Raw genomic sequence first — 20,274 nt, 5'->3', positions numbered from 1 at the left:
CTTTTTCAAGAAAAATCAATCACGAGTGAGATGATTATTTTATATTCTTCAACATATATCCTATTGCCATTTGTAGCTGATGGTCATTTTGATTGTTCCCCTTATATTCTACCATTTCTTTATGTAACGCTGAAAAGAATGATTCATTTATAATCGGTTCCTGTGCTAGTTTCTTTTTCTTTCTATACATTAGAACGGCCTCGGCTGTTTCGCGATCAAAATATCCATCCGTTCGCTTTAATTGATAGCCCATTTTCGATAACGCTTCTTGCACATATAGGACCTGCTCATTGAAATCACCTTCCTCAAAACTACCTGTTAAAGGCGGTAATTCCATATGATAAAGAGCATCCTGTTTTACATTCAAAGTCGCTTCAATCCCTTTACCATGAATCCATTCTTTTTTAGGTGTTAGCCATTTATTTGTAGATAACTTTAATTCCCCACCATTTAATAATGGCCAAGTCTCTTGCACTGTACCCTTACCAAAACTTTTTACACCTGCAATAGTAGCACGATTTAATTCTTTTAACGCTCCGCTTAACACTTCACTTGCAGAAGCACTTCCTTCATCTTGCAGCAATACAATAGGCACTCTCTTTAATTGTTCATCAAAAGTTAGCTTTTCTTTATTAGTCACTGTTTCTAACGGTTTAAGCTCACCTTTCGAATTTTGCATAAACGCATAAGTAGAGCCTTGTTTTACAACGCTACCGATGACCTGCTCAACACTACGCAAATACCCTCCTGGATTGCTACGAACATCAATAATTAGCCCTGAGATTTTTTGTTTCATTAAAGAGGACGTATGCTTTTGCCATTCTTCGGCCGTTTTTTCACCAAATAACGAAATTGATACATAGCCTAAAAGCTGATCATCTGATTGTAAAATTTCACTATGCACTGTCTCCATCGCAATTGCTGCACGGGTCAAAGATACTTCAATATGACGGTCCTCCGACGGTCTGAAAATAGTCATCTTCAACGTCGTACCCTCTTCCCCTTGAATAAGAGACAAAAGCTGTGCCATTGATTTACCTTCTAGACGTTCATCATTCACTTGTACAATTTCATCATAAGGCTTCAAGCCTGCTTTCTCTGCTGGAGATGACTTAACTGGAGAAACGATAATAAATCGTCCGCTATTTGCAGTAATTTCCGCTCCGATTCCAACACGAGAATCCGACAGTGACTCTTTATGCATTCTTGCTTCTTCCTTTGTGTAATAGGTGCTATACGGATCTCCAAGTGACCCCGCCATTCCTTGAATCGCTCCTGCAACTAGCTGATCCTCCGACGTTTCATGTACTGACTCTTTTCGAATCAACTTATAGGCTTCATCAATTTGCGTCAAATTACTCACATTAGCACTTGAAGGCTCTACCACATTCATCTTCGTAACCGCGTAAAAACCTATTACCCCTAGAACCACTATAAAAAAAAGAAAAATCCATCGTTTCCGCATTATGTCTACCCCTTTCATATCCATTCAGTTTATGAACGGCTACTTTGGATTAACACTAACGAAAAGTGGATTTTTCTTCATTAATCTAATGATTTAATACTTTCCTTCATACTGTCTTGATCGACAGGCCCCGGCTTATTCTCCTGAATGACGCCTTTCGTATCAATATAGAATGTCGTTGGTATAATACGGATTTTATATTGCTTCATCTGCTTACCCTCGGTATCTAATAACACAGGATAAGTAATCTCATACGTTTTAGCGAATTCTTTTACATACTCAATGCTTTTATCTTTATTTGTTAAATTGACAGCGACAATTTCAAAATTATCCTCTTTTGCAAATTTCTCATAATATTTTTGCATATGAGGAATCTCTTCTTTACATGGTGGACACCAAGTCGCCCAGAAATTTAAAATAACTTTTTTTCCTTGAAAATCAGATAGCTTCACTTTTTTACCATCTAATGTTTCTAATTCAAAATCTGGTGCCATCTGACCAACAGCTAAACCACTATTAGCTAAACTACTATTAGCTAAAGCGTCCACTTCCTGCTCCTCAGCTATTTTCGTTTTCACGAAGTTTGTCAGAGCAATCCCAATCATTACAGCAATCAAAAGCATAGCAATTATTTTCTTCTTCATACTGGAGCCTCCATCTGTTTTCGTTCTCTATCTTTTATTAAATGTGCAAGTAACACAAACAAACCAAATATTAAAGTCGCCATCAATGATTTTTGCCACAAACCGCCTGAATGTAATACGGTGACAAATACACGACTACAACTAAATAAGGTCATAAGCTGTTTGCGCCAAAGTTCATTTTCCAAACCATTCAGTAATACGATGAGCATTTAACTAATAAAGAACACTGCTGTTAGCCATCTTTACCAAGCAAGTCCGTCATTTTGCACGACCATTGCAATTTGTTACACACTTCGCGTTACAATAATGGACATTGTTAATGTGGACAAATGAGAGCTTACAAATGCATTCTTTTTAAATTGACGAATAATGGAACTACATATTGCGACAATTGCTATGTAGACACCGATCGTACCTCCGCTAAAGTATAGTATAAGTAAAGGTTGTTTTATAACCAACGACAAATCTGTGACAATTACACTAAAATTCAAATGAGGATGAAAAACAATGCATTGTCTGATATATACTCGCTTCTTTTTTGTCAAATCGCCACCATAAAACAAGTCCTGTTACAGTAAATGTGATGAGCACCGCAATCCACGAAATAGGTAACGTCGCCCCACGCATAGCATATCATTCTGTCACCAGCAAAACCTACACCTACTCAAATTCCATATACCCTAAAAAGTATAGTAAAGTGAGTCATTTCGGAATACAAGCTTTTTGATTTTACAAATTGATGACAAAGCTAGATTTTACAGCATTAAAAGCAATTTCACCAAATTCCGCTATATCCTATCATGAAGAAAAGTCGCCTGAAGTCGGTGATTTCACCGGTTCCAGACGACTTTATATCAATCGTTATTATAACGAAATATATCGAATCGGGTTAACTGCCCCAACACGTTGACCTTGCCAAGCTGTTGTATGAATCTCAAAGTGTAAGTGACTTCCGTATGCACGACCAGTTTGGCCCATATAACCGATTACCTCACCTTTGGATACAGATTGTCCAACACTTGCATTATAGCCACTTAAATGAGCATATACTGTTGTAAATGTATTACCTTCAATGGAGTGTGTGATCATAATTACATTTCCATAAGTTGATAATGGACTAGCGCGGAAGATGATACCATCTGCAGCAGCTACAATCGGTGTACCTTGTGCGTTTGCAAGATCAACGCCGTAATGGAATTCAGGACCTGCTCCGATATTACGCCAGCCGAAACCTGATGTTAACGTACCATTTGTCGGTCTTGTCCATGTACCACTAGAAACATTTGGTACATTTGATGATTCTTCACTATTTGAAACGTTGGTTGTGCCGCCACCAGCATTTGCATTTGCTTTTGCATTTGCTTTTGCTGCTCTTGCTGCATCTGCTCTCGCTTTTGCTTTTGCTTCAGCTTCTTTACGTGCTCTTTCAGCTAGACGAGCTTGCTCATTAGCAATCTCTTTCTCAACTTTTTTGCTGACGTTAATCGCTTCTGAATACTCTTTTTCAAGTAATTTCTTTTGAGATTTCAGCTTCGCTTGCTCAGCCTCTAATTCATCTACTAATTTATTTTTACTTGCTTTTTGTGAGTCTAAAGATTTCTTCAAATCTTCTAATTTATCACGGTTGTCAAGTTGTTTTTGACGCTTTTCTTCAAGCTCTTGCTTTTGCTCTTCTAAAATCTTTTTATCATTCGCTTGATCTTGTAGTATTTTACGGTCCGCATCTAATAATGTATTAACTGCAGAAAAGCGATCAATGAAATCTACAAAGCTATTAGCACCAAGTAGAACATCTACATAATTAATTGAACTGCCGCCCTCTTGAATGGCACGTGCGCGATCTTGCAATAAAGCATCACGTTCTGCGATTTTCACTTCTAACTCTTTAATTGAAGCTTGTAACACTTCAATCTCACCAGTTGTTTTTTCAATACTAGTTATTACAACGTCAATTTTCTCATCTGTTTCGTTAATCTCTTTATCTAGTTTTTGTATTTGCTCCATAATTTTATCTTGCTTCGATTGATTATGATCAATCTTACTTGATTTATCATTAATATTGTCGTTGAGTTTTGATTTCTTTTGCTCTATCTTCTTCTGTTGATCTTTCAAATTATTTAATGATTCGGCATTAACTGCTGGTGCTTGAATAATCAACGATAAGGCTAATGTAGCCGCAATCACAGATAGGATACTTTTAAACTGTTTTTTCAACTGGTGAAGCCTCCTCTTTTTTCAGCTTTAAACATATCTCAATTATTTATACTTTTAAGAACTTACGTACGGACATGAAGCTTCCCCAAACCCCGATAAATACACCCATTAATAGAATTAATAAGTCTACTTCAATGATAAACGGTGTTACATCGAGTAGTTGGAACATCTCGCCTTGTAATTTTGGTTGCAGTACACTATGTAATTTCACATAAGCAATTGTCACAACCGTAATAGGAATGATTGAACCTAAAAGGCCTAACCACATACCTTCTAAAATGAATGGGATACGCACGAACCAGTTTGTTGCCCCTACTAATTTCATAATTTCGATCTCATGTTTTCTCGCAACAATCGTAATTCTAATCGTATTTGAGATTAGGAACATTGCCGTAAATAGCAACGCTACGATTAAACCGATACCAACATTTCTACTAATATTTAAAAAATTAAATAGTTTTTCTATCTTCCCTTTTCCATACAATACTTCATGAGTATTATCAAACTTTTCTATCTTTTCTGCTACTTCAGCCGTTTTTTGCGGATCGCTAGCCTTAACATAAATTACATTGCGTAAAGGATTACTTTGTTTAAATAAGCTTAAATCTTCCCCGAAATCTTTTACAAGATGATTGAGCTCTTCTTCTTTTGATGAATATGTAAAGGAATCTACACCCGATAAATCTTTAATTTGTTTCTGCAGTGTTTCCTCGGCTTTTTGATCAGCTTCTAATTCGATGAGCACTTTGATTTCTACATCATTTTCTAGATCAGTTGCGATTTTATTTAAATTCATCATAATCATGACGAATACGCCTACTAGTAATAATGTAACCGTTACTGCACTGACAGACGCAAAGGACATCCAACTGTTACGACCTAATGTTTTTAGACTTTCTCGAAAATGGCGTTTTATAGTTCTAGATTTCATAGCCGTAGTTACCTCCATGTTCATCACGAACGATCAATCCGCCTTCAATAGCGATTACACGACGTCTTATTGTATTTACAATTTCTTTGTTATGTGTTGCCATAATAATTGTTGTTCCTCGTGCATTAATTTCTTCAAAAAGGTTCATGATATCCCAAGATGTCTCCGGATCCAAGTTACCTGTAGGTTCATCGGCAATAACAACCTTTGGAACATTAACAATCGAACGCGCTATTGAAATACGTTGCTGCTCTCCTCCAGATAATTCATTCGGTAACATGCGTGCTTTATGTTTTAATCCTACTAAATCCAACACTTCCATGACACGTTTGCGAATTTTATCAGGTTGTTCTTCAATTACTTCCAACGCAAATGCTACGTTCTCATAAACGGTAAGTGTTGGCAATAATTTAAAGTCTTGGAATACTACTCCTATTTGTCTGCGTAAATAAGGTACCTCTTTATTTTTCAATGTAGTCAGGTTCATACCATTTACGACAATATCCCCTGATGTTGCTCGTTCTTCACGATACATCATTTTGATAAAAGTCGATTTTCCTGCACCACTTGGTCCGACAATATAAGCAAACTCACCTTGATTAAACTTAATACTTAATCCATTTGCTGCAACTATACCATTTGGGTATTTCTTATAAACATTCTTCATTTCGATCATATTTTTTACCACCTATTTTTTATGAAACAAAACTTTTCTATCAAGCTTATTATATCACTGAATCGCTAGTCTACTATTACAATTACATTTCAATTAAATTGAAATTTCGCTATTATTTTTAATACACAAGAAATATATGATTATTTCTACTATATAATAGATTCATATCAAAAAAAAGCGAAGGAGAATGAATCTCCTTCGCTAAATTTTTTCATATTAAGGATTGTATCGAACGACGACCGAGCCTGTTCTAGTTTCACCATCAATCGTTAAAGTTTGAGCATCTGGTATTTTCTTAGAGAAGCGAACAGATTTTTGTAAAAATTGCTCCTGCTCATTGCGGTATTGTACATCCGCTAATTGGACATCCATTTTGCCTAAATTAGAAGAAACTTCCCCTTGTAATGACAATGTGCTTGGTATATAGAATTCAACAGCACCTGCGACGGTTTGAGCTTTCACTCTTGTTGCATCTATTGCACGAGTTGTTACCACGACATGACCATTAACAGATCTTGCTTCAATTTCACGAATAGCTCCGTCAATATACACTTGACCATTCACTGTTTCGGCCTCAAGTTCCTCCCCTGCAACATCCTTCACTTTAATAGCACCATTTGCAGACTCCAAATCTACACTCTTAAATGTGAACCCTCGACAATCAATCGAGCCATTCATTGTTTTCACTTTCAGCTTACTGACATCTAAATTAGTTAGCGCAAAGCTACCATTAAATAAACTCGCTGTGATTACCTCGTATTGGCGTTTTGGTACAAACAATACAATATCCACACGCACCGATTTCAAATTACTAATAATACGTAACTTACCGTTATCATTTGTAATGATGAACTTATCGAGAAATTCTTTTTCTAAATTGTCACTTGGGCGTACTAATGTTGGACGTACACGACATTCAGCACGCACAGTTGCATCAGTAGATGGTTTTACTTGCAGTAGACCATTTGGAATATCCACACTAATATGCGTGAACTCCGCGTTTTCTATATCAAAATGATGTTCAAATGCATTTTTTTCGCCAATTCCAAAGTCAAAGTCCAAATCCTTTACTTTTGAAACAGCCGTATTCATAAAGTCCATAAACTTCGTACTAAATTGCGAGAAGTCTTGTTTAATCTCATCAAAAAATTCTTGCTCTGAAGTCGATTTTTGTCTAGTGCACTGTTTCTTAGGCTCTTCTTTTCGCCCAAAATAGTCATTGGAATTTGGTTGTTTTTGCTCCGATTCAGGCTGTGGCTGTTCCTCTTGTTGTTTCTCCTCAGTTTGGCTAAAAGCTGTGTGCCCCGCTTCATCTGATCTATTTACATCTGCTTTCTTTTCTAATGCTTCTAATAGTAATATTGCCTCTTGTGCTGTAATGGTGCCTTTTTCAAGCAGTGTTAAAATGCGTTTACGTTCACTTTGCATTATTCGGCCTCCTTTTACTTATTACTATTATTTACGAAAGTTCATCAAAAAAGTTTCACTTACCTGGAATTTTCATCCTCACTTATTTGTCGCAGTAGCTAGCACTTTATCCATCCGTGCTCGATCACGCTCTAAAATCGGCTTCAAATAATGACCCGTGTAAGATGCCTTTACTTCTGCTATTTCTTCAGGCGTTCCAGTTGCAATAATCATACCTCCCTTATCGCCACCTTCTGGACCCAAATCCATAATATAATCAGCTGTTTTAATCACATCAAGATTATGTTCAATTACTAAAACAGTATCACCACTCTCAACTAAACGTTGTAACACTTTTAATAAACGGGCGATATCTTCTGCATGCAAACCGGTTGTTGGTTCATCCAATATATAAATTGACTTACCGTTTGACCTTTTATGGAGCTCAGATGCTAATTTCACGCGTTGGGCTTCCCCACCTGATAATGTTGTAGCGGGCTGTCCGAGCTCCATATAACCTAAACCAACGTCAACAATCGTTTGAAGCTTACGTGCAATTTTAGGTATATTAGCGAAAAATTCCACAGCATCCTCTACGGTCATTTTCAAGACATCTGCAATACTCTTGTCTTTATATTTCACTTCCAATGTTTCGCGATTATAACGTTTACCATGACAGATTTCACATGGTACATAAACGTCAGGCAAGAAGTGCATTTCAATTTTAATAATTCCGTCCCCACGGCAAGCTTCACAACGTCCGCCTTTCACATTAAAACTAAAGCGTCCCTTTTTATATCCGCGTACTTTTGCCTCATTCGTCGTTGCAAAAACATCACGAATATCATCAAAGACCCCTGTATATGTAGCGGGGTTGGAACGCGGTGTACGACCAATTGGTGATTGATCGATATCAATAACCTTCTCAAGCTGTTCGATTCCTGTAATTTCCTTCACTTCGCCCGGCTTTACCTTTGAACGATTCAGTTTTTGAGCTAATGCTTTATATAAAATTTCATTAATTAAAGTACTTTTCCCTGAACCTGAAACACCTGTTACAGCGATAAATAAGCCCAGTGGAATTTCAGCTTTGACATTTTTTAAATTATTTTCTTTTGCACCTTTAATCGTAATGAAACGACCATCTGGCTTGCGACGCTCAGTAGGTAGTGGAATAAATTTTTTGCCGCTTAAATATTGACCTGTTAATGAATCTTTATTTTTCATAACTTGAGCTGGTGTTCCTGCAGCGACGATTTCACCACCATGTACACCTGCTCCTGGACCAACATCAATTAAATAATCGGCAGCTAGCATCGTGTCTTCATCATGCTCCACGACAATTAATGTATTACCGATATCACGCATATTTTTTAGCGTATCAATCAGACGATCATTATCTCTTTGGTGAAGACCAATAGATGGCTCATCCAAAATGTATAGCACACCTGTTAAGCGTGAACCTATTTGTGTTGCTAAACGGATACGCTGGGCCTCTCCCCCCGATAAAGTACCTGCTGCTCGGTTCAATGTTAAATAATCGAGTCCAACATTTACAAGGAAACCTAGGCGCTCTAGAATTTCACGTAAAATAAGGCGAGCAATTTGCATATCCTTTTCTGAAAGCTTTAAATTTGAGAAAAAGTCATATGCATCCTTAATAGAATATTCCGTAATTTCCCCAATATGCTTGTTATCAACTTTGACCGCTAATGTTTCGGGTTTTAAACGGTGTCCATGACAAGATGGGCAATGTTGCTGTGCCATATACTTTTCCATTTGTTCACGTACATAGTCAGAAGACGTTTCACGGAAGCGTCTTTCAATATTACGTAGTACACCTTCAAAAACGATATGCTGGTCACGAATATTACCGAATTCATTCTCATAATGGAAATGAATTTTATCCGTGCCAGAGCCGTTCAAAATTTTATCCATTTTCTCTTTAGGTATTTCTTCAACCGGCGTATCCATATCAATATCGTAATGATCACAAACCGCCTTTAAAAGTTGGGGATAATATTGTGAACTCGTTGGTTCCCAAGGTGCAAGTGCGCCGCCATTTAATGTACGACCCCAGTCAGGAATCACGAGTGTTTGATCGACTTCTAGTTTCGTGCCTAAGCCGTCACATTGAGGACAAGCACCAAATGGACTGTTGAACGAAAACATTCTCGGCTCCAATTCACCGATTGAAAAACCACAAATAGGGCATGCATGATGCTCACTAAACAATAGCTCCTCGTGTTCCATAACATCAACCATTACACGACCTTCCGCCAATCTAAGAGCTGTCTCAAGAGAATCACTTAAACGGGCTTCAACACCTTCTTTTAATACAACACGGTCAATAACGACTTCAATGCTATGCTTTTTATTTTTTTCTAATTCAATATTATCATCTAAATCACGTAGTTCTCCGTCTACTCGAACACGGACGTATCCTTGCTTTTTCAAATCTTCAAGAAGCTTAACATGTGTCCCTTTGCGTCCTGCAATCATTGGAGCTAACAATTGCATTTTCGTACGCTCTGGATATTGCACAAGACGGTCAACCATTTGCTCAACGGTTTGCGATGTAATTTCAATGCCGTGATTTGGACAAATCGGTTTGCCGACACGTGCATACAACAGGCGTAAATAGTCATAAATTTCTGTAACTGTTCCAACTGTTGAGCGCGGGTTGCGGCTTGTTGTTTTTTGATCGATTGAAATAGCTGGTGAGAGCCCTTCAATTGCATCAACGTCAGGTTTGTCCATTTGCCCTAAAAACTGACGAGCATAGGCAGATAAAGACTCGACGTAACGTCTTTGCCCTTCTGCATAAATTGTATCGAATGCAAGAGAAGATTTTCCAGAACCTGATAACCCTGTCATAACAACGAGCTTATCACGTGGAATTTTCACATCTACGTTTTTTAAATTGTTGGCACGTGCACCTTGAACGATAATTTCTTGGTTTTTCAACTTTGTCATCCTTCCGCTGTCAGTTCCAGGATTGTATCACGAAGCTCTGCTGCACGTTCGAAGTCGAGCGCTTTTGCGGCATCCTTCATTTCTTTTTCTAATGATAGTAAAAGCGTTTCTTTTTCTTGCTTTGTCAGCTTTTTGCCCTTCGTTACTTTTGTTGCATATGTTTCTTGTTCTTCAGCTGCTTGTGTTGCCCGTATAACATCGCGAATTTTCTTCTGAATTGTTCTTGGTGTGATGCCATGCTCCTCATTATAGGCCGCTTGAATTGTACGTCGTCGATTCGTTTCATCGATTGCCTTAGTCATTGAATCCGTCATACGATCTGCATACATAATAACGTGGCCTTCAGAGTTACGTGCAGCTCGTCCTATTGTTTGAATGAGTGCACGTTCCGAACGTAGGAAACCTTCTTTATCAGCATCCAATATCGCAACGAGCGACACTTCAGGGATGTCTATTCCTTCACGTAGTAAGTTAATGCCGATTAAGACGTCGTACACGCCCATACGCAATTCACGAATGATTTCGATACGTTCTAACGTCTTCACTTCAGAGTGTAAATACTGTACTTTAATGCCGATTTCTTTTAAATAATCCGTTAAATCTTCAGACATTTTTTTCGTTAATGTCGTGATCAATACACGCTCATTTTTTGCTGCGCGCGCATAAATTTCATCGATTAAATCATCAATCTGGCCTTCAATTGGACGGACTTCAATTTCTGGATCTAACAAGCCAGTTGGGCGGATAATTTGCTCAACCATGTGAGGTGTATGTTCCAGTTCATAAGGTCCTGGTGTAGCAGAAACAAAAATCGCGTTATTCACATGTTTCTCAAATTCTTCAAATTTTAACGGTCGATTATCAAGTGCTGAAGGTAAACGAAATCCGTGATCAACTAAAACACCTTTGCGTGCTTGGTCACCATTATACATACCCCGAACTTGCGGTAAGGTAACATGACTCTCATCCACTACGAGCAAAAAGTCTTCTGGGAAGTAATCTAATAATGTATATGGCGTTGCACCTGCTGGTCTTAACGTTAAATGACGTGAGTAGTTTTCAACACCCGAACAGAAGCCTACCTCACTCATCATCTCTAAATCATAATTTGTTCTTTGTTCTAGGCGTTGTGCTTCAAGTAATTTATCTTCCTCACGAAACTTCACAAGTTGATCTTTTAATTCATCTTTTATATTATCAATGGCTTTGACCATTTTTTCTTCACGTGTGACGAAGTGGGATGCTGGGAAAATGGCGACATGCTCACGCTCGCCGAGAATCTCGCCGGTTAAGGCATCTACTTCACGAATACGTTCGACTTCATCCCCAAAAAATTCAATACGCATGCATCTTTCATCACGCGATACCGGGAAAATTTCAACAACATCACCACGCACACGAAATGTTCCGCGTGTAAAATTAATATCATTCCGTTCGTATTGGATATCTACAAGCTTGCGTAATAATTGATTGCGTTCGATTTCCATATCAGTACGAATGGATAAAACCATTTCCCTATATTCTTCTGGTGAACCGAGGCCATAAATACACGAAACGGATGCGATGACGATAACATCATCTCTTTCGAATAAAGAGGATGTGGCTGAATGTCGTAGCTTATCAATTTCATCATTTATGCTCGAATCCTTTTCGATATACGTATCCGTTTGTGGTACATAAGCTTCTGGTTGATAGTAATCATAATAACTGACAAAATATTCGACAGCATTATTTGGAAAGAATTCTTTAAACTCACTATATAGCTGACCTGCCAGCGTCTTATTGTGCGCAATCACAAGTGTCGGCTTTTTCACTTCTTTAATAACATTGGAAATTGTAAATGTTTTCCCCGTACCAGTTGCCCCTAATAGGGTTTGATGCTGTTTACCTTCGCGGACACCTTCGACAAGCTCTATTATTGCTGCTGGCTGATCGCCATCTGGCTTGTATGGTGAATGTAAATCAAATTCCTGAACCATCGCCACTTCCTCCTTGCCACTAATTACATATATTTTAACATAGCAAATTGCAAATATCGAGCAAGAAGCGAACGTATGTTTTTTGCTTTAGAAATAAAAAACCGCTCTCGAAAGGAGCGATTTTGTTATGCTGTAAACTTCTTTTGTTTAAGTTTACAACTTATACAAGTATTTCTATGATCAATCAACATTTGTCTAACAGTCCTTATCCAACCGTTGTCTGTAATTGCTGTAATGCTTGTGCGTATTTATAAAATGCGTCTTCATTTCTTTCATCTAAAGCTAAATCAATACAAGTTAATAAATGTTCTTCAATTTGCGCACGATGTACATGATTTAAAAATAAATCTAAATAGATTGTGTCCAACAATTTCTCAGCATTACTCGTGTTGTCAGTTCGTCCAAGAGCTTTTAGAAAATCGGTATAGGAATAGTATTTATCCAACGATCTCACCTCGAATGCCTTTTTGTTATTATAAGGAATTTTAGTGAAATAAGCAATTACAATTTAGAGCGCAGGTAATATATTGAATTTTTAATTTTTTTAACCATTTCATCATTGTGTTATATCCAAAATATAGTTAAAATGGTAGTGAAATTATACTAATTTCGATATATTTCGAAGGGAGGAACACACATTGGAAGAAAAATTAATAAAACTATCTAATTTCACATTGTCCTTTAACACGTTTGCCCTGTTTCCGGTTTTTGTAGATAATCAAATTTACACGAGAGTTATTGAGAGGGATAGAGATTTTCTTGTAGAAGCAAGACCATCTCGAGTGATCCATAAATCTTGCTCAGACTTTGGTACTTCTTTTAAGCTTGCTACTAACAAGTCAAGAGAGTATCTAGGTGCACGCAATAAGCTACCAATTGTAGTTGCTTACGATTATGGTACGCCTTGTATTTTCCTGCCCACTTTGTCACCTAGTTCGCACTATAATGTTTGGTTTGCGATGCATGCAATCGAGTATTTTGAGGGCTCTGGTCCATCAAAAAGTATCATCTCATTTAAGAATGGACAAGACGTTGGAGTAGAAGTATCGATTCTCACAATGAGAAGTCAATTGTCAATGGCATACTTTTTACAACAACGATTTGAACTTAAACGTCCTTCTCTTTTCTAATTTGCGCTTTTGCTAAATAGATTGTTAAGAGCTCTTCTACTCGATTACGTAATCGAATGTTAGAATAACGACGATGATCTTCCATATTATTGTAGATGAAAATATATTCAGAAAATAACTCATCACGATTTCCTCGCATAATTTTAAGCCGGTTTTTTTGCAAATATTGTTGAGATGCATGTAATTCACTTTGTACTTGCTTCATCGCTTCATGCACTAAATCGATATATGGCCGCTTCAATTTGAATGTTCCTTGTTCAAACGCTGTACAGTCTCTTTCGAAAATGGATAGTACCATTGGCAAGTAAATAACTGTTTCAAGCACTACAAGAGCTTCATTTGGGATACGCGACATGCTTCCACCTCCAAAATAGGAACGTTTGTTCTTGTTCACTATTTTACTACTTTTATGGAAAATTGCAAGTGGGGAGTATATTCTTTTACATGCAAAAAAGCCATTCAACGAATCACTCCGTTGAATGGCTTTTCATATTAAGATCAAAGTTTTGAACGTAAGTACGCATTGATAAATAGATCAACGTCTCCATCCATTACAGCTTGCAAATTACCTGTTTCAGCACTTGTACGATGGTCTTTTACCATTGAGTATGGGTGGAATACGTACGAACGAATTTGACTACCCCAGCCAATTTCTTTTTGTTCACCACGGATTTCATCCATTTGTGCTTGTTGTTCTTCAATTTTCAATTGATACAATTTCGCTTTTAACATATTCATCGATTTTTCACGGTTCTTGATTTGCGAACGCTCAGCTTGACATTGAACGACAGCCCCCGTAGGAATGTGTGTAATACGAACAGCAGAGTCAGTTGTGTTAATATGCTGACCACCAGCACCAGTTGCACGATACGTATCTATTTTTAAATCTTCTGAGCGAATTTCGATTTCAATTTCATCATTGAATTCTGGCATCACATCACATGATACGAATGAAGTATGACGACGACCTGATGAATCGAAAGGTGAAATACGAACAAGACGATGTACGCCTTTTTCAGCTTTTAAATAGCCATACGCATTGTGACCTTTAATCGATAATGTAACGGATTTAATCCCTGCTTCATCACCTGGTAAATAGTCCATTGTCTCGACTTTAAAGCCACGTTTTTCAGCCCAGCGAGTGTACATACGTAATAGCATTGAACCCCAGTCTTGTGATTCAGTACCACCAGCTCCTGGGTGAAGTTCAAGAATGGCGTTGTTTTTATCATACGGTTCACTTAATAATAATTGCAGCTCAAATTCCTTTAAACGCGTTACGAATTCTTTTAACTCATCGCCTAATTCCTCTTGTAGCTCTTCATCAGGCTCTTCACGTAATAGTTCAAGCGTCATTTCTAAGTTTTCTTGTGTTTCTTCTAATTCTTTATATTCGTTCACGACTTCTTTTAAGCCTTTTGACTCATTGATGACATTTTGTGCTTGTTGTTGGTTGTTCCAAAATTCAGGTTCAAGCATTAATTCATCAAATTCTTGTATACGTGCCTCTTTGTTTTCTAAGTCAAAGAGACCCCCTGAAGTCCGCTAATTTCTTAGCTGAATTGTCTAACTCATTACGTACGTCTGATAATTCTAACATGGTTTGTATTCCTCCAAATTTGGTTTGATTATTTCACAATAATCGATGCCTACATGATTCCACCATAAGACGGCATAAAACATGAGAGAATAGTATCCCCTCATGTTTTGTCAGTGGCCGCCCATAAAAATTGGTTCTTTGAATAGGCTATATTATACTGCACCGTGGCAGTTTTTATATTTTTTACCGCTGCCGCATGGACATGGATCGTTACGACCAATGTTAGCGTCTTTGCTGCGGACTGGCTTTTTCTTCACTTGTTCGCCGTCTTCTTTTGGGTTAACAGCTTGGCCTTTCGCTACTTCTTCACGTTCTAAGTTATTGCGGATTTCAGCTTTCATCGCATATTTTGCAACATCTATGCGGATTGCCTCAACCATACTATCGAACATTTCGAAACCTTCTTGTTGGTATTCGCGAAGTGGATCGGTTTGACCGTATGCACGTAAATGGATACCTTGACGTAATTGATCCATAGCATCGATATGATCGATCCATTTAGAGTCAATCGCACGAAGTAAAATAACTTTTTCGAACTCACGCATACGTTCTGGAGAAAGTTCTACTTCTTTTTCGTCATAGTATTCTTTAATTTCCCCACGAATTTCATCTAGGATACCATCAACTGATTTACCTTGTAAATCTTCAACAGTAATAACCCCTTCAGGTAATAAATTCGCTGCAACGAAGTCCTCTATTGCTTTTAAGTTCCAATCAGTTGCAGAGTCTGCTGAAGTATAAGCGCTCACTGTGTTCACTAACACTTCATCAATCATCGTCTCAACTAGATTACGCATATTGTCAGTTTCAAGCACTTCATAACGTTCTTTATAGATAATTTCGCGTTGTTGTCGCATGACATCATCATATTGTAATAAACGTTTACGAGAATCAAAGTTGTTACCTTCAACACGTTTTTGCGCTGATTCTACAGCACGTGATACCATACCAGATTGAATTGGTTGAGAATCATCCATACCTAATTTAGTCATCATATTCTTCATATTCTCTGAACCGAAACGGCGCATTAACTCATCTTCAAGTGAAAGGTAGAACTGAGTCACACCTGGGTCACCTTGACGACCAGCACGACCACGTAACTGGTTATCAATACGACGTGATTCATGACGTTCAGTACCAATAACAGCTAAACCGCCAAGATCTAAAACACCATCAGCTAATTTAATGTCGGTACCACGACCAGCCATGTTTGTCGCGATTGTAACAGCGCCTTTTGAACCGGCTTCTGCAATAATATCCGCTTCGCGTTCATGGTTTTTAGCGTTTAGTACTTCATGTGGAATACCGCGTTTTGACAGCAACTGAGAGATTAACTCTGATGTCTCAATCGCAACAGTACCTACTAGAACTGGTTGTCGGTTGCGATGACGTTCAGCGATATCATCTGCTACAGCTTCGAATTTACCTTGCATAGTAGCGTAAATCAAATCTGCACGGTCATCACGAATTATCGGTTTATTCGTTGGAATTGTCACAACTTGCATATTATAAATATTGCGGAATTCCTCTTCCTCAGTTTTCGCTGTACCAGTCATACCTGATAACTTCTCATACATACGGAAGTAGTTTTGGAACGTAATCGTTGCCATTGTCATCGATTCATTTTGAATCTCAAGACCTTCTTTAGCTTCGATCGCTTGGTGAAGTCCATCGCTATAACGACGACCATCCATTAAACGACCTGTGAAAGAGTCAACAATAACGATTTCGCCATCTTGTACGACATAATCGATATCAAGATGCATTGAAGCATGCGCCTTTAATGATTGGTTAATCGCATGGTTTAAACTCACATGTGTTAAATCGAACAGGTTCTCAATATTAAATGCATTTTCAGCTTTTTCAATACCTTGCTCTGTTAACGTTACACCTTTAGTTTGCTCTTCATAATTGTAATCTTCTTCTTTAGTTAAAGTACGTACGAATGCATTTGATTGTTTATAAAGTTGAGCTGATTTCGCAGCTTGTCCTGAAATAATCAAAGGCGTACGCGCTTCATCAATTAAGACAGAGTCAATTTCATCAATTGCAGCATAATAAAGTGGACGTTGCACGCGCTCTTCTTTGTAAAGAACCATGTTGTCACGTAAGTAGTCAAATCCTAATTCATTGTTCGTGCTATAAGTAATATCACAATTGTACGCTTCACGTTTTTCGTCTTTAGATAAACTATTTAAGTTTAAGCCTACAGACAATCCAAGGAATTCATATAATTGACCCATTTGCTCAGCATCACGACTTGCAAGGTATTCGTTAACTGTAATGACATGTACACCTTTACCAGTAATCGCATTTAAATACACTGGTAATGTAGACGTTAAAGTTTTACCTTCACCTGTTTTCATTTCTGCGATATTACCTTCATGAAGTGTAGCGCCACCCATAAGCTGTACGCGGAATGGGTACATGCCTAACACACGGCGTGCTCCTTCACGAACAACAGCAAATGCCTCTGGACGAAGTGAATCTAAGTCTTCACCTTTAGCAAAGCGTTCTCTAAATTCGTCAGTCTTTGCATTCAATTGTTCATCTGTAAGTTTTTCTATTTGTCCAGCAAATGCATCAACAGCATCTGCAACTTTTTCTAAATGTTTAATCTCACGCTTATTAAAATCGAAAACTTTATTTAATATGCCAAGCATTTATCTTCACATCCCATATAGTCTCATACTTCATTTTAACACTGACTTGATGTTTAGTGCAAATGAACGATAGTTATTTTTCTATTGAATTTCTCCATATTTTGCATCTATAAATGCGTAAAGTCCCTTTTGATCAATAGGTCTACTGTAAAAATAGCCTTGCACCTTGTCCACTTGTAGTGCATTAAGCATCTGCATTTGCTTCTCCGTTTCGACACCTTCTGCCACAACCTCAAGCCCTATACCATGCGCCATTTCAATAATATGATGTACCATCGTTGCCAACTTAGGGTCTTCATCCATTTCTTGAATGAACGATCGATCCAGCTTAACACGATCAATTGGCAAACGACGCAAATAGTTCAATGAAGAATAACCCGTGCCAAAATCATCTAAAGCAAGCGCAATCCCGAGTTTTTTTAACTCCGAAAGCTTTTCAATAGTCTCCTCTAACCGGTCGATAACTACCGATTCTGTAATTTCAAATTCAATTAAAGAAGGCTCAATATTATATTCTGCTAATGCAACCTTTACTTGTTCTACAAAATTTTGCTCCCTCAATTGTACCGAACTAACATTTAAACCGATACGCTGCAATTTTGGATAATGTTGTTTTAACTCTTTCGCCATCTTAAATCCTTCATCAATAACCCATGCACCAATGGAACTTATACGCCCTGAACTCTCAGCTAATGGGATAAATTCCGCAGGTGACACCATTCCCCACTCCGGATGATTCCAACGAATTAACGCCTCAGCACTTGCCATATAGCCTAAAGAGACATTCAATTGAGGTTGATAAAATAACTCGAATTCATTATTTTCGAGCGCGGTGTGTAATCCTGCCTCTAGGCGCATCTTCTTTTCAAAGCAGTCCTTCATCTCATCTTGGAAAAATTCAATACGATTTCGACCTTGCTTCTTCGCTTCATAAAGAGCCGTATCGGCCTTCGCCAATAAACCGCCTCTAGATAAACTATCTGTCGGATAATCTGCAACACCAATAGAAACAGAAGCATACACATCATATCCATGTAAATCGAATGGCTCTTCGAATATTTGCAGTATTTCTTTTAGATTTTGCTGAATTGCTTTAGGATTTGCTTTTATTAATAAAATAAACTCATCCCCACCAAAACGACCAAAATAGCTATTTTCTCCTAATCTTGCTTGTACACGTTGCCCAATTTGGATTAGCAATTCATCACCATACGCATGACCATATGTATCATTCACTTCTTTAAAATTATCGACATCAATAAAAGCCACTGTCATTTCTGCATTTTGCAATTGACTTTGGTGAATCCCATTCTCTATTTTTTGTTCAATAGAGCTGCGATTTGGTAGTTTTGTCAGCATATCAAAATTCGCTTGGAAATTCAAAATTTCCATCTGTTTATGTATTTGTTTCCCCATGTGCTCCGCTGCATCTGCTATTCTACCAACTTCATCCTTACGCTGAACTTTTATTTTCTTCGTATAATCTCCATTTTCAATTTGCTTTAATTGATCCACAACCGAATTGAAATCTCTCATTGAATATTTCAAAACAGCCTTAATGACAAAAAATAAAATGAGCATAGCGATTAACCAGAAAAAGATAATCTTTTTTTGAAAACCCTTTAATGGTGCTAAAACTTTTTCCTCTAGGACATAAACAGCCATTTTCCAATCACTATTAGTAACTTCTCTCAATTCGACATAATATGCACCTTTAGCGTTAGAGACAGGTGAAGGAACGTTCAATGGAATATTCTCATCCTCGAACAGTGGCCACATACGGTGGTCATCTAATAAAATTTCGCTATTCGATGATAATAGGACGATATTTTGACCCGTAATACCACCCGGATTAGACATTGGTAAAAGATTATTTAACGCCACATCAATTCCGACATAACCGGTTCTCTTGTTATTTGAGGTAATTGGATAAATGATGCTAATCGTACGCCTTTTCATATACTCATCCTCATATGGCTTAGTATAAAAGACATCCTCTTGTTTTACAGCCAGGGTAAACCACGGGCGTTTTTTCAATTTATATATATCCTCAGATGGAACACTAGAATTACCTAAAATAATTTCTCCATCAACATTAGCAACCCAAGCGAGATCAATATGCCCGTTCATACTTTTGGCATCATCTAACAGTTGCTGCACAGACTTATATAAGTCAAAAGATTTCGCATTGCCACGTCTATTGCTATGTTGTAAAAACTTATCCACCACTGTTTTTTCTGCAATGCACTGAGCAACCTTTCCTTTTTGGGATAATTCATTTGAAAATTGCTTCTCAATACTATCAATTTCGAGGGAAAGTTCCCTTTCTAATTGTTGCAAATGTATTTTCTTTATATTTGAATATGTGAAAGTTGCAATAAGTATAAAAAAAGAAAGTACGACGATTAACATAGGCACTAAAACTTTCCAAGTAAAGCTTATCTTATTAACCCATAACTTTTTAACCACTAACACCACCTCATTTTAATACAATAGTACTATTATATAACTATTTTATTACATAGCATGAAAATTGCAATATAAATATTAAATTTGGAAAATTATTCATATTAAATTATTTCACATGGT

The 20,274-nt window shown here is 37.5% G+C and carries 14 protein-coding genes; 1 reads left to right on the top strand and 13 read right to left on the bottom strand.

Annotation, left to right across the window (positions count from 1 at the left end; translation table 11 throughout):
* Positions 1-34: 34 nt before the first annotated feature.
* The 9 genes from JFL43_RS08345 to JFL43_RS08305 all read right to left on the bottom strand — a co-directional run bounded on the left by JFL43_RS08345 (position 35) and on the right by JFL43_RS08305 (position 12,737).
* Positions 35-1,465, bottom strand: a complete 1,431-nt coding sequence (locus JFL43_RS08345) for a S41 family peptidase (protein ID WP_200748670.1) — start codon at positions 1,463-1,465, stop codon at positions 35-37.
* Between the two features lie 80 nt (positions 1,466-1,545).
* Complete coding sequence (locus JFL43_RS08340; protein WP_200748669.1) at positions 1,546-2,109, bottom strand: peroxiredoxin family protein; 564 nt, start codon at positions 2,107-2,109, stop codon at positions 1,546-1,548.
* Positions 2,110-2,973: 864 nt separating this feature from the next.
* Positions 2,974-4,323 carry a murein hydrolase activator EnvC family protein gene (locus JFL43_RS08335; protein WP_200748668.1) on the bottom strand — a complete coding sequence of 450 codons (1,350 nt, stop codon included), beginning with the start codon at positions 4,321-4,323 and terminating at the stop codon, positions 2,974-2,976.
* 46 nt (positions 4,324-4,369) lie between these two features.
* Positions 4,370-5,254 carry a permease-like cell division protein FtsX gene (gene ftsX, locus JFL43_RS08330; protein ID WP_200748667.1) on the bottom strand — a complete coding sequence of 295 codons (885 nt, stop codon included), beginning with the start codon at positions 5,252-5,254 and terminating at the stop codon, positions 4,370-4,372.
* Positions 5,244-5,930 carry a cell division ATP-binding protein FtsE gene (gene ftsE, locus JFL43_RS08325; RefSeq protein WP_200748666.1) on the bottom strand — a complete coding sequence of 229 codons (687 nt, stop codon included), beginning with the start codon at positions 5,928-5,930 and terminating at the stop codon, positions 5,244-5,246. The genes ftsX and ftsE overlap by 11 nt, the downstream gene beginning before the upstream one ends.
* A gap of 216 nt (positions 5,931-6,146) precedes the next feature.
* Positions 6,147-7,358: a DUF4097 family beta strand repeat-containing protein gene (locus JFL43_RS08320; RefSeq protein WP_200748665.1), complete on the bottom strand. Its 1,212-nt coding sequence runs from the start codon at positions 7,356-7,358 to the stop codon at positions 6,147-6,149.
* A gap of 78 nt (positions 7,359-7,436) precedes the next feature.
* Positions 7,437-10,304: an excinuclease ABC subunit UvrA gene (gene uvrA, locus JFL43_RS08315; RefSeq protein WP_200748664.1), complete on the bottom strand. Its 2,868-nt coding sequence runs from the start codon at positions 10,302-10,304 to the stop codon at positions 7,437-7,439.
* Between the two features lie 5 nt (positions 10,305-10,309).
* Complete coding sequence (gene uvrB, locus JFL43_RS08310) at positions 10,310-12,292, bottom strand: excinuclease ABC subunit UvrB (RefSeq protein WP_200748663.1); 1,983 nt, start codon at positions 12,290-12,292, stop codon at positions 10,310-10,312.
* Between the two features lie 205 nt (positions 12,293-12,497).
* A complete protein-coding gene (locus JFL43_RS08305) occupies positions 12,498-12,737 on the bottom strand; it encodes an IDEAL domain-containing protein (protein WP_100794686.1) in 240 nt (79 codons plus the stop codon).
* Between the two features lie 193 nt (positions 12,738-12,930).
* Between JFL43_RS08305 and JFL43_RS08300 the strand changes: the two genes are divergently transcribed.
* The gene (locus tag JFL43_RS08300; RefSeq protein ID WP_200748662.1) at positions 12,931-13,422 is read left to right on the top strand and encodes a competence protein ComK; all 492 of its coding nucleotides are present in this window, start codon (positions 12,931-12,933) and stop codon (positions 13,420-13,422) included.
* Here JFL43_RS08300 and JFL43_RS08295 read toward each other — a convergent pair.
* From JFL43_RS08295 to JFL43_RS23165, 4 genes are all read right to left on the bottom strand, one after another.
* On the bottom strand, positions 13,400-13,777 hold the full coding sequence (locus tag JFL43_RS08295) for a hypothetical protein (RefSeq protein ID WP_100794688.1): 378 nt from the start codon (positions 13,775-13,777) through the stop codon (positions 13,400-13,402). The two genes, JFL43_RS08300 and JFL43_RS08295, sit on opposite strands and share 23 nt — an antisense overlap.
* Positions 13,778-13,920: 143 nt before the next feature.
* Positions 13,921-15,022 (bottom strand): peptide chain release factor 2 gene (gene prfB, locus JFL43_RS08290; protein ID WP_200748661.1). Its coding sequence is split into 2 segments (ribosomal slippage): positions 13,921-14,946 and positions 14,948-15,022, totalling 1,101 coding nucleotides; the frame shifts between segments, so codons are not numbered across the junction.
* 152 nt (positions 15,023-15,174) lie between these two features.
* Positions 15,175-17,685 carry a preprotein translocase subunit SecA gene (gene secA, locus JFL43_RS08285; protein ID WP_200748660.1) on the bottom strand — a complete coding sequence of 837 codons (2,511 nt, stop codon included), beginning with the start codon at positions 17,683-17,685 and terminating at the stop codon, positions 15,175-15,177.
* An 81-nt stretch (positions 17,686-17,766) separates the two neighbouring features.
* The gene (locus tag JFL43_RS23165) at positions 17,767-20,154 is read right to left on the bottom strand and encodes an EAL domain-containing protein (protein ID WP_200748659.1); all 2,388 of its coding nucleotides are present in this window, start codon (positions 20,152-20,154) and stop codon (positions 17,767-17,769) included.
* Positions 20,155-20,274: the final 120 nt, after the last annotated feature.

Origin of the sequence: Viridibacillus soli (assembly GCF_016612995.1) — a bacterium.
In the GTDB taxonomy this organism is placed as follows: Bacteria; Bacillota; Bacilli; order Bacillales_A; family Planococcaceae; genus Viridibacillus; species Viridibacillus soli.
This window is presented reverse-complemented; position numbering and strand designations above follow the sequence as displayed.

Excerpts from the sequence above, each read along its gene's own strand:
- ftsX (WP_200748667.1), bottom strand. The coding sequence starts at position 5,254 with ATGAAATCTAGAACTATAAAACGCCATTTTCGAGAAAGTCTAAAAACA.
- JFL43_RS08345 (WP_200748670.1), bottom strand. The coding sequence starts at position 1,465 with ATGCGGAAACGATGGATTTTTCTTTTTTTTATAGTGGTTCTAGGGGTA.
- JFL43_RS08295 (WP_100794688.1), bottom strand. The coding sequence starts at position 13,777 with ATGTCGCGTATCCCAAATGAAGCTCTTGTAGTGCTTGAAACAGTTATT.
- uvrB (WP_200748663.1), bottom strand. The coding sequence starts at position 12,292 with ATGGTTCAGGAATTTGATTTACATTCACCATACAAGCCAGATGGCGAT.
- JFL43_RS08320 (WP_200748665.1), bottom strand. The coding sequence starts at position 7,358 with ATGCAAAGTGAACGTAAACGCATTTTAACACTGCTTGAAAAAGGCACC.
- ftsE (WP_200748666.1), bottom strand. The coding sequence starts at position 5,930 with ATGATCGAAATGAAGAATGTTTATAAGAAATACCCAAATGGTATAGTT.
- JFL43_RS08340 (WP_200748669.1), bottom strand. The coding sequence starts at position 2,109 with ATGAAGAAGAAAATAATTGCTATGCTTTTGATTGCTGTAATGATTGGG.
- secA (WP_200748660.1), bottom strand. The coding sequence starts at position 17,685 with ATGCTTGGCATATTAAATAAAGTTTTCGATTTTAATAAGCGTGAGATT.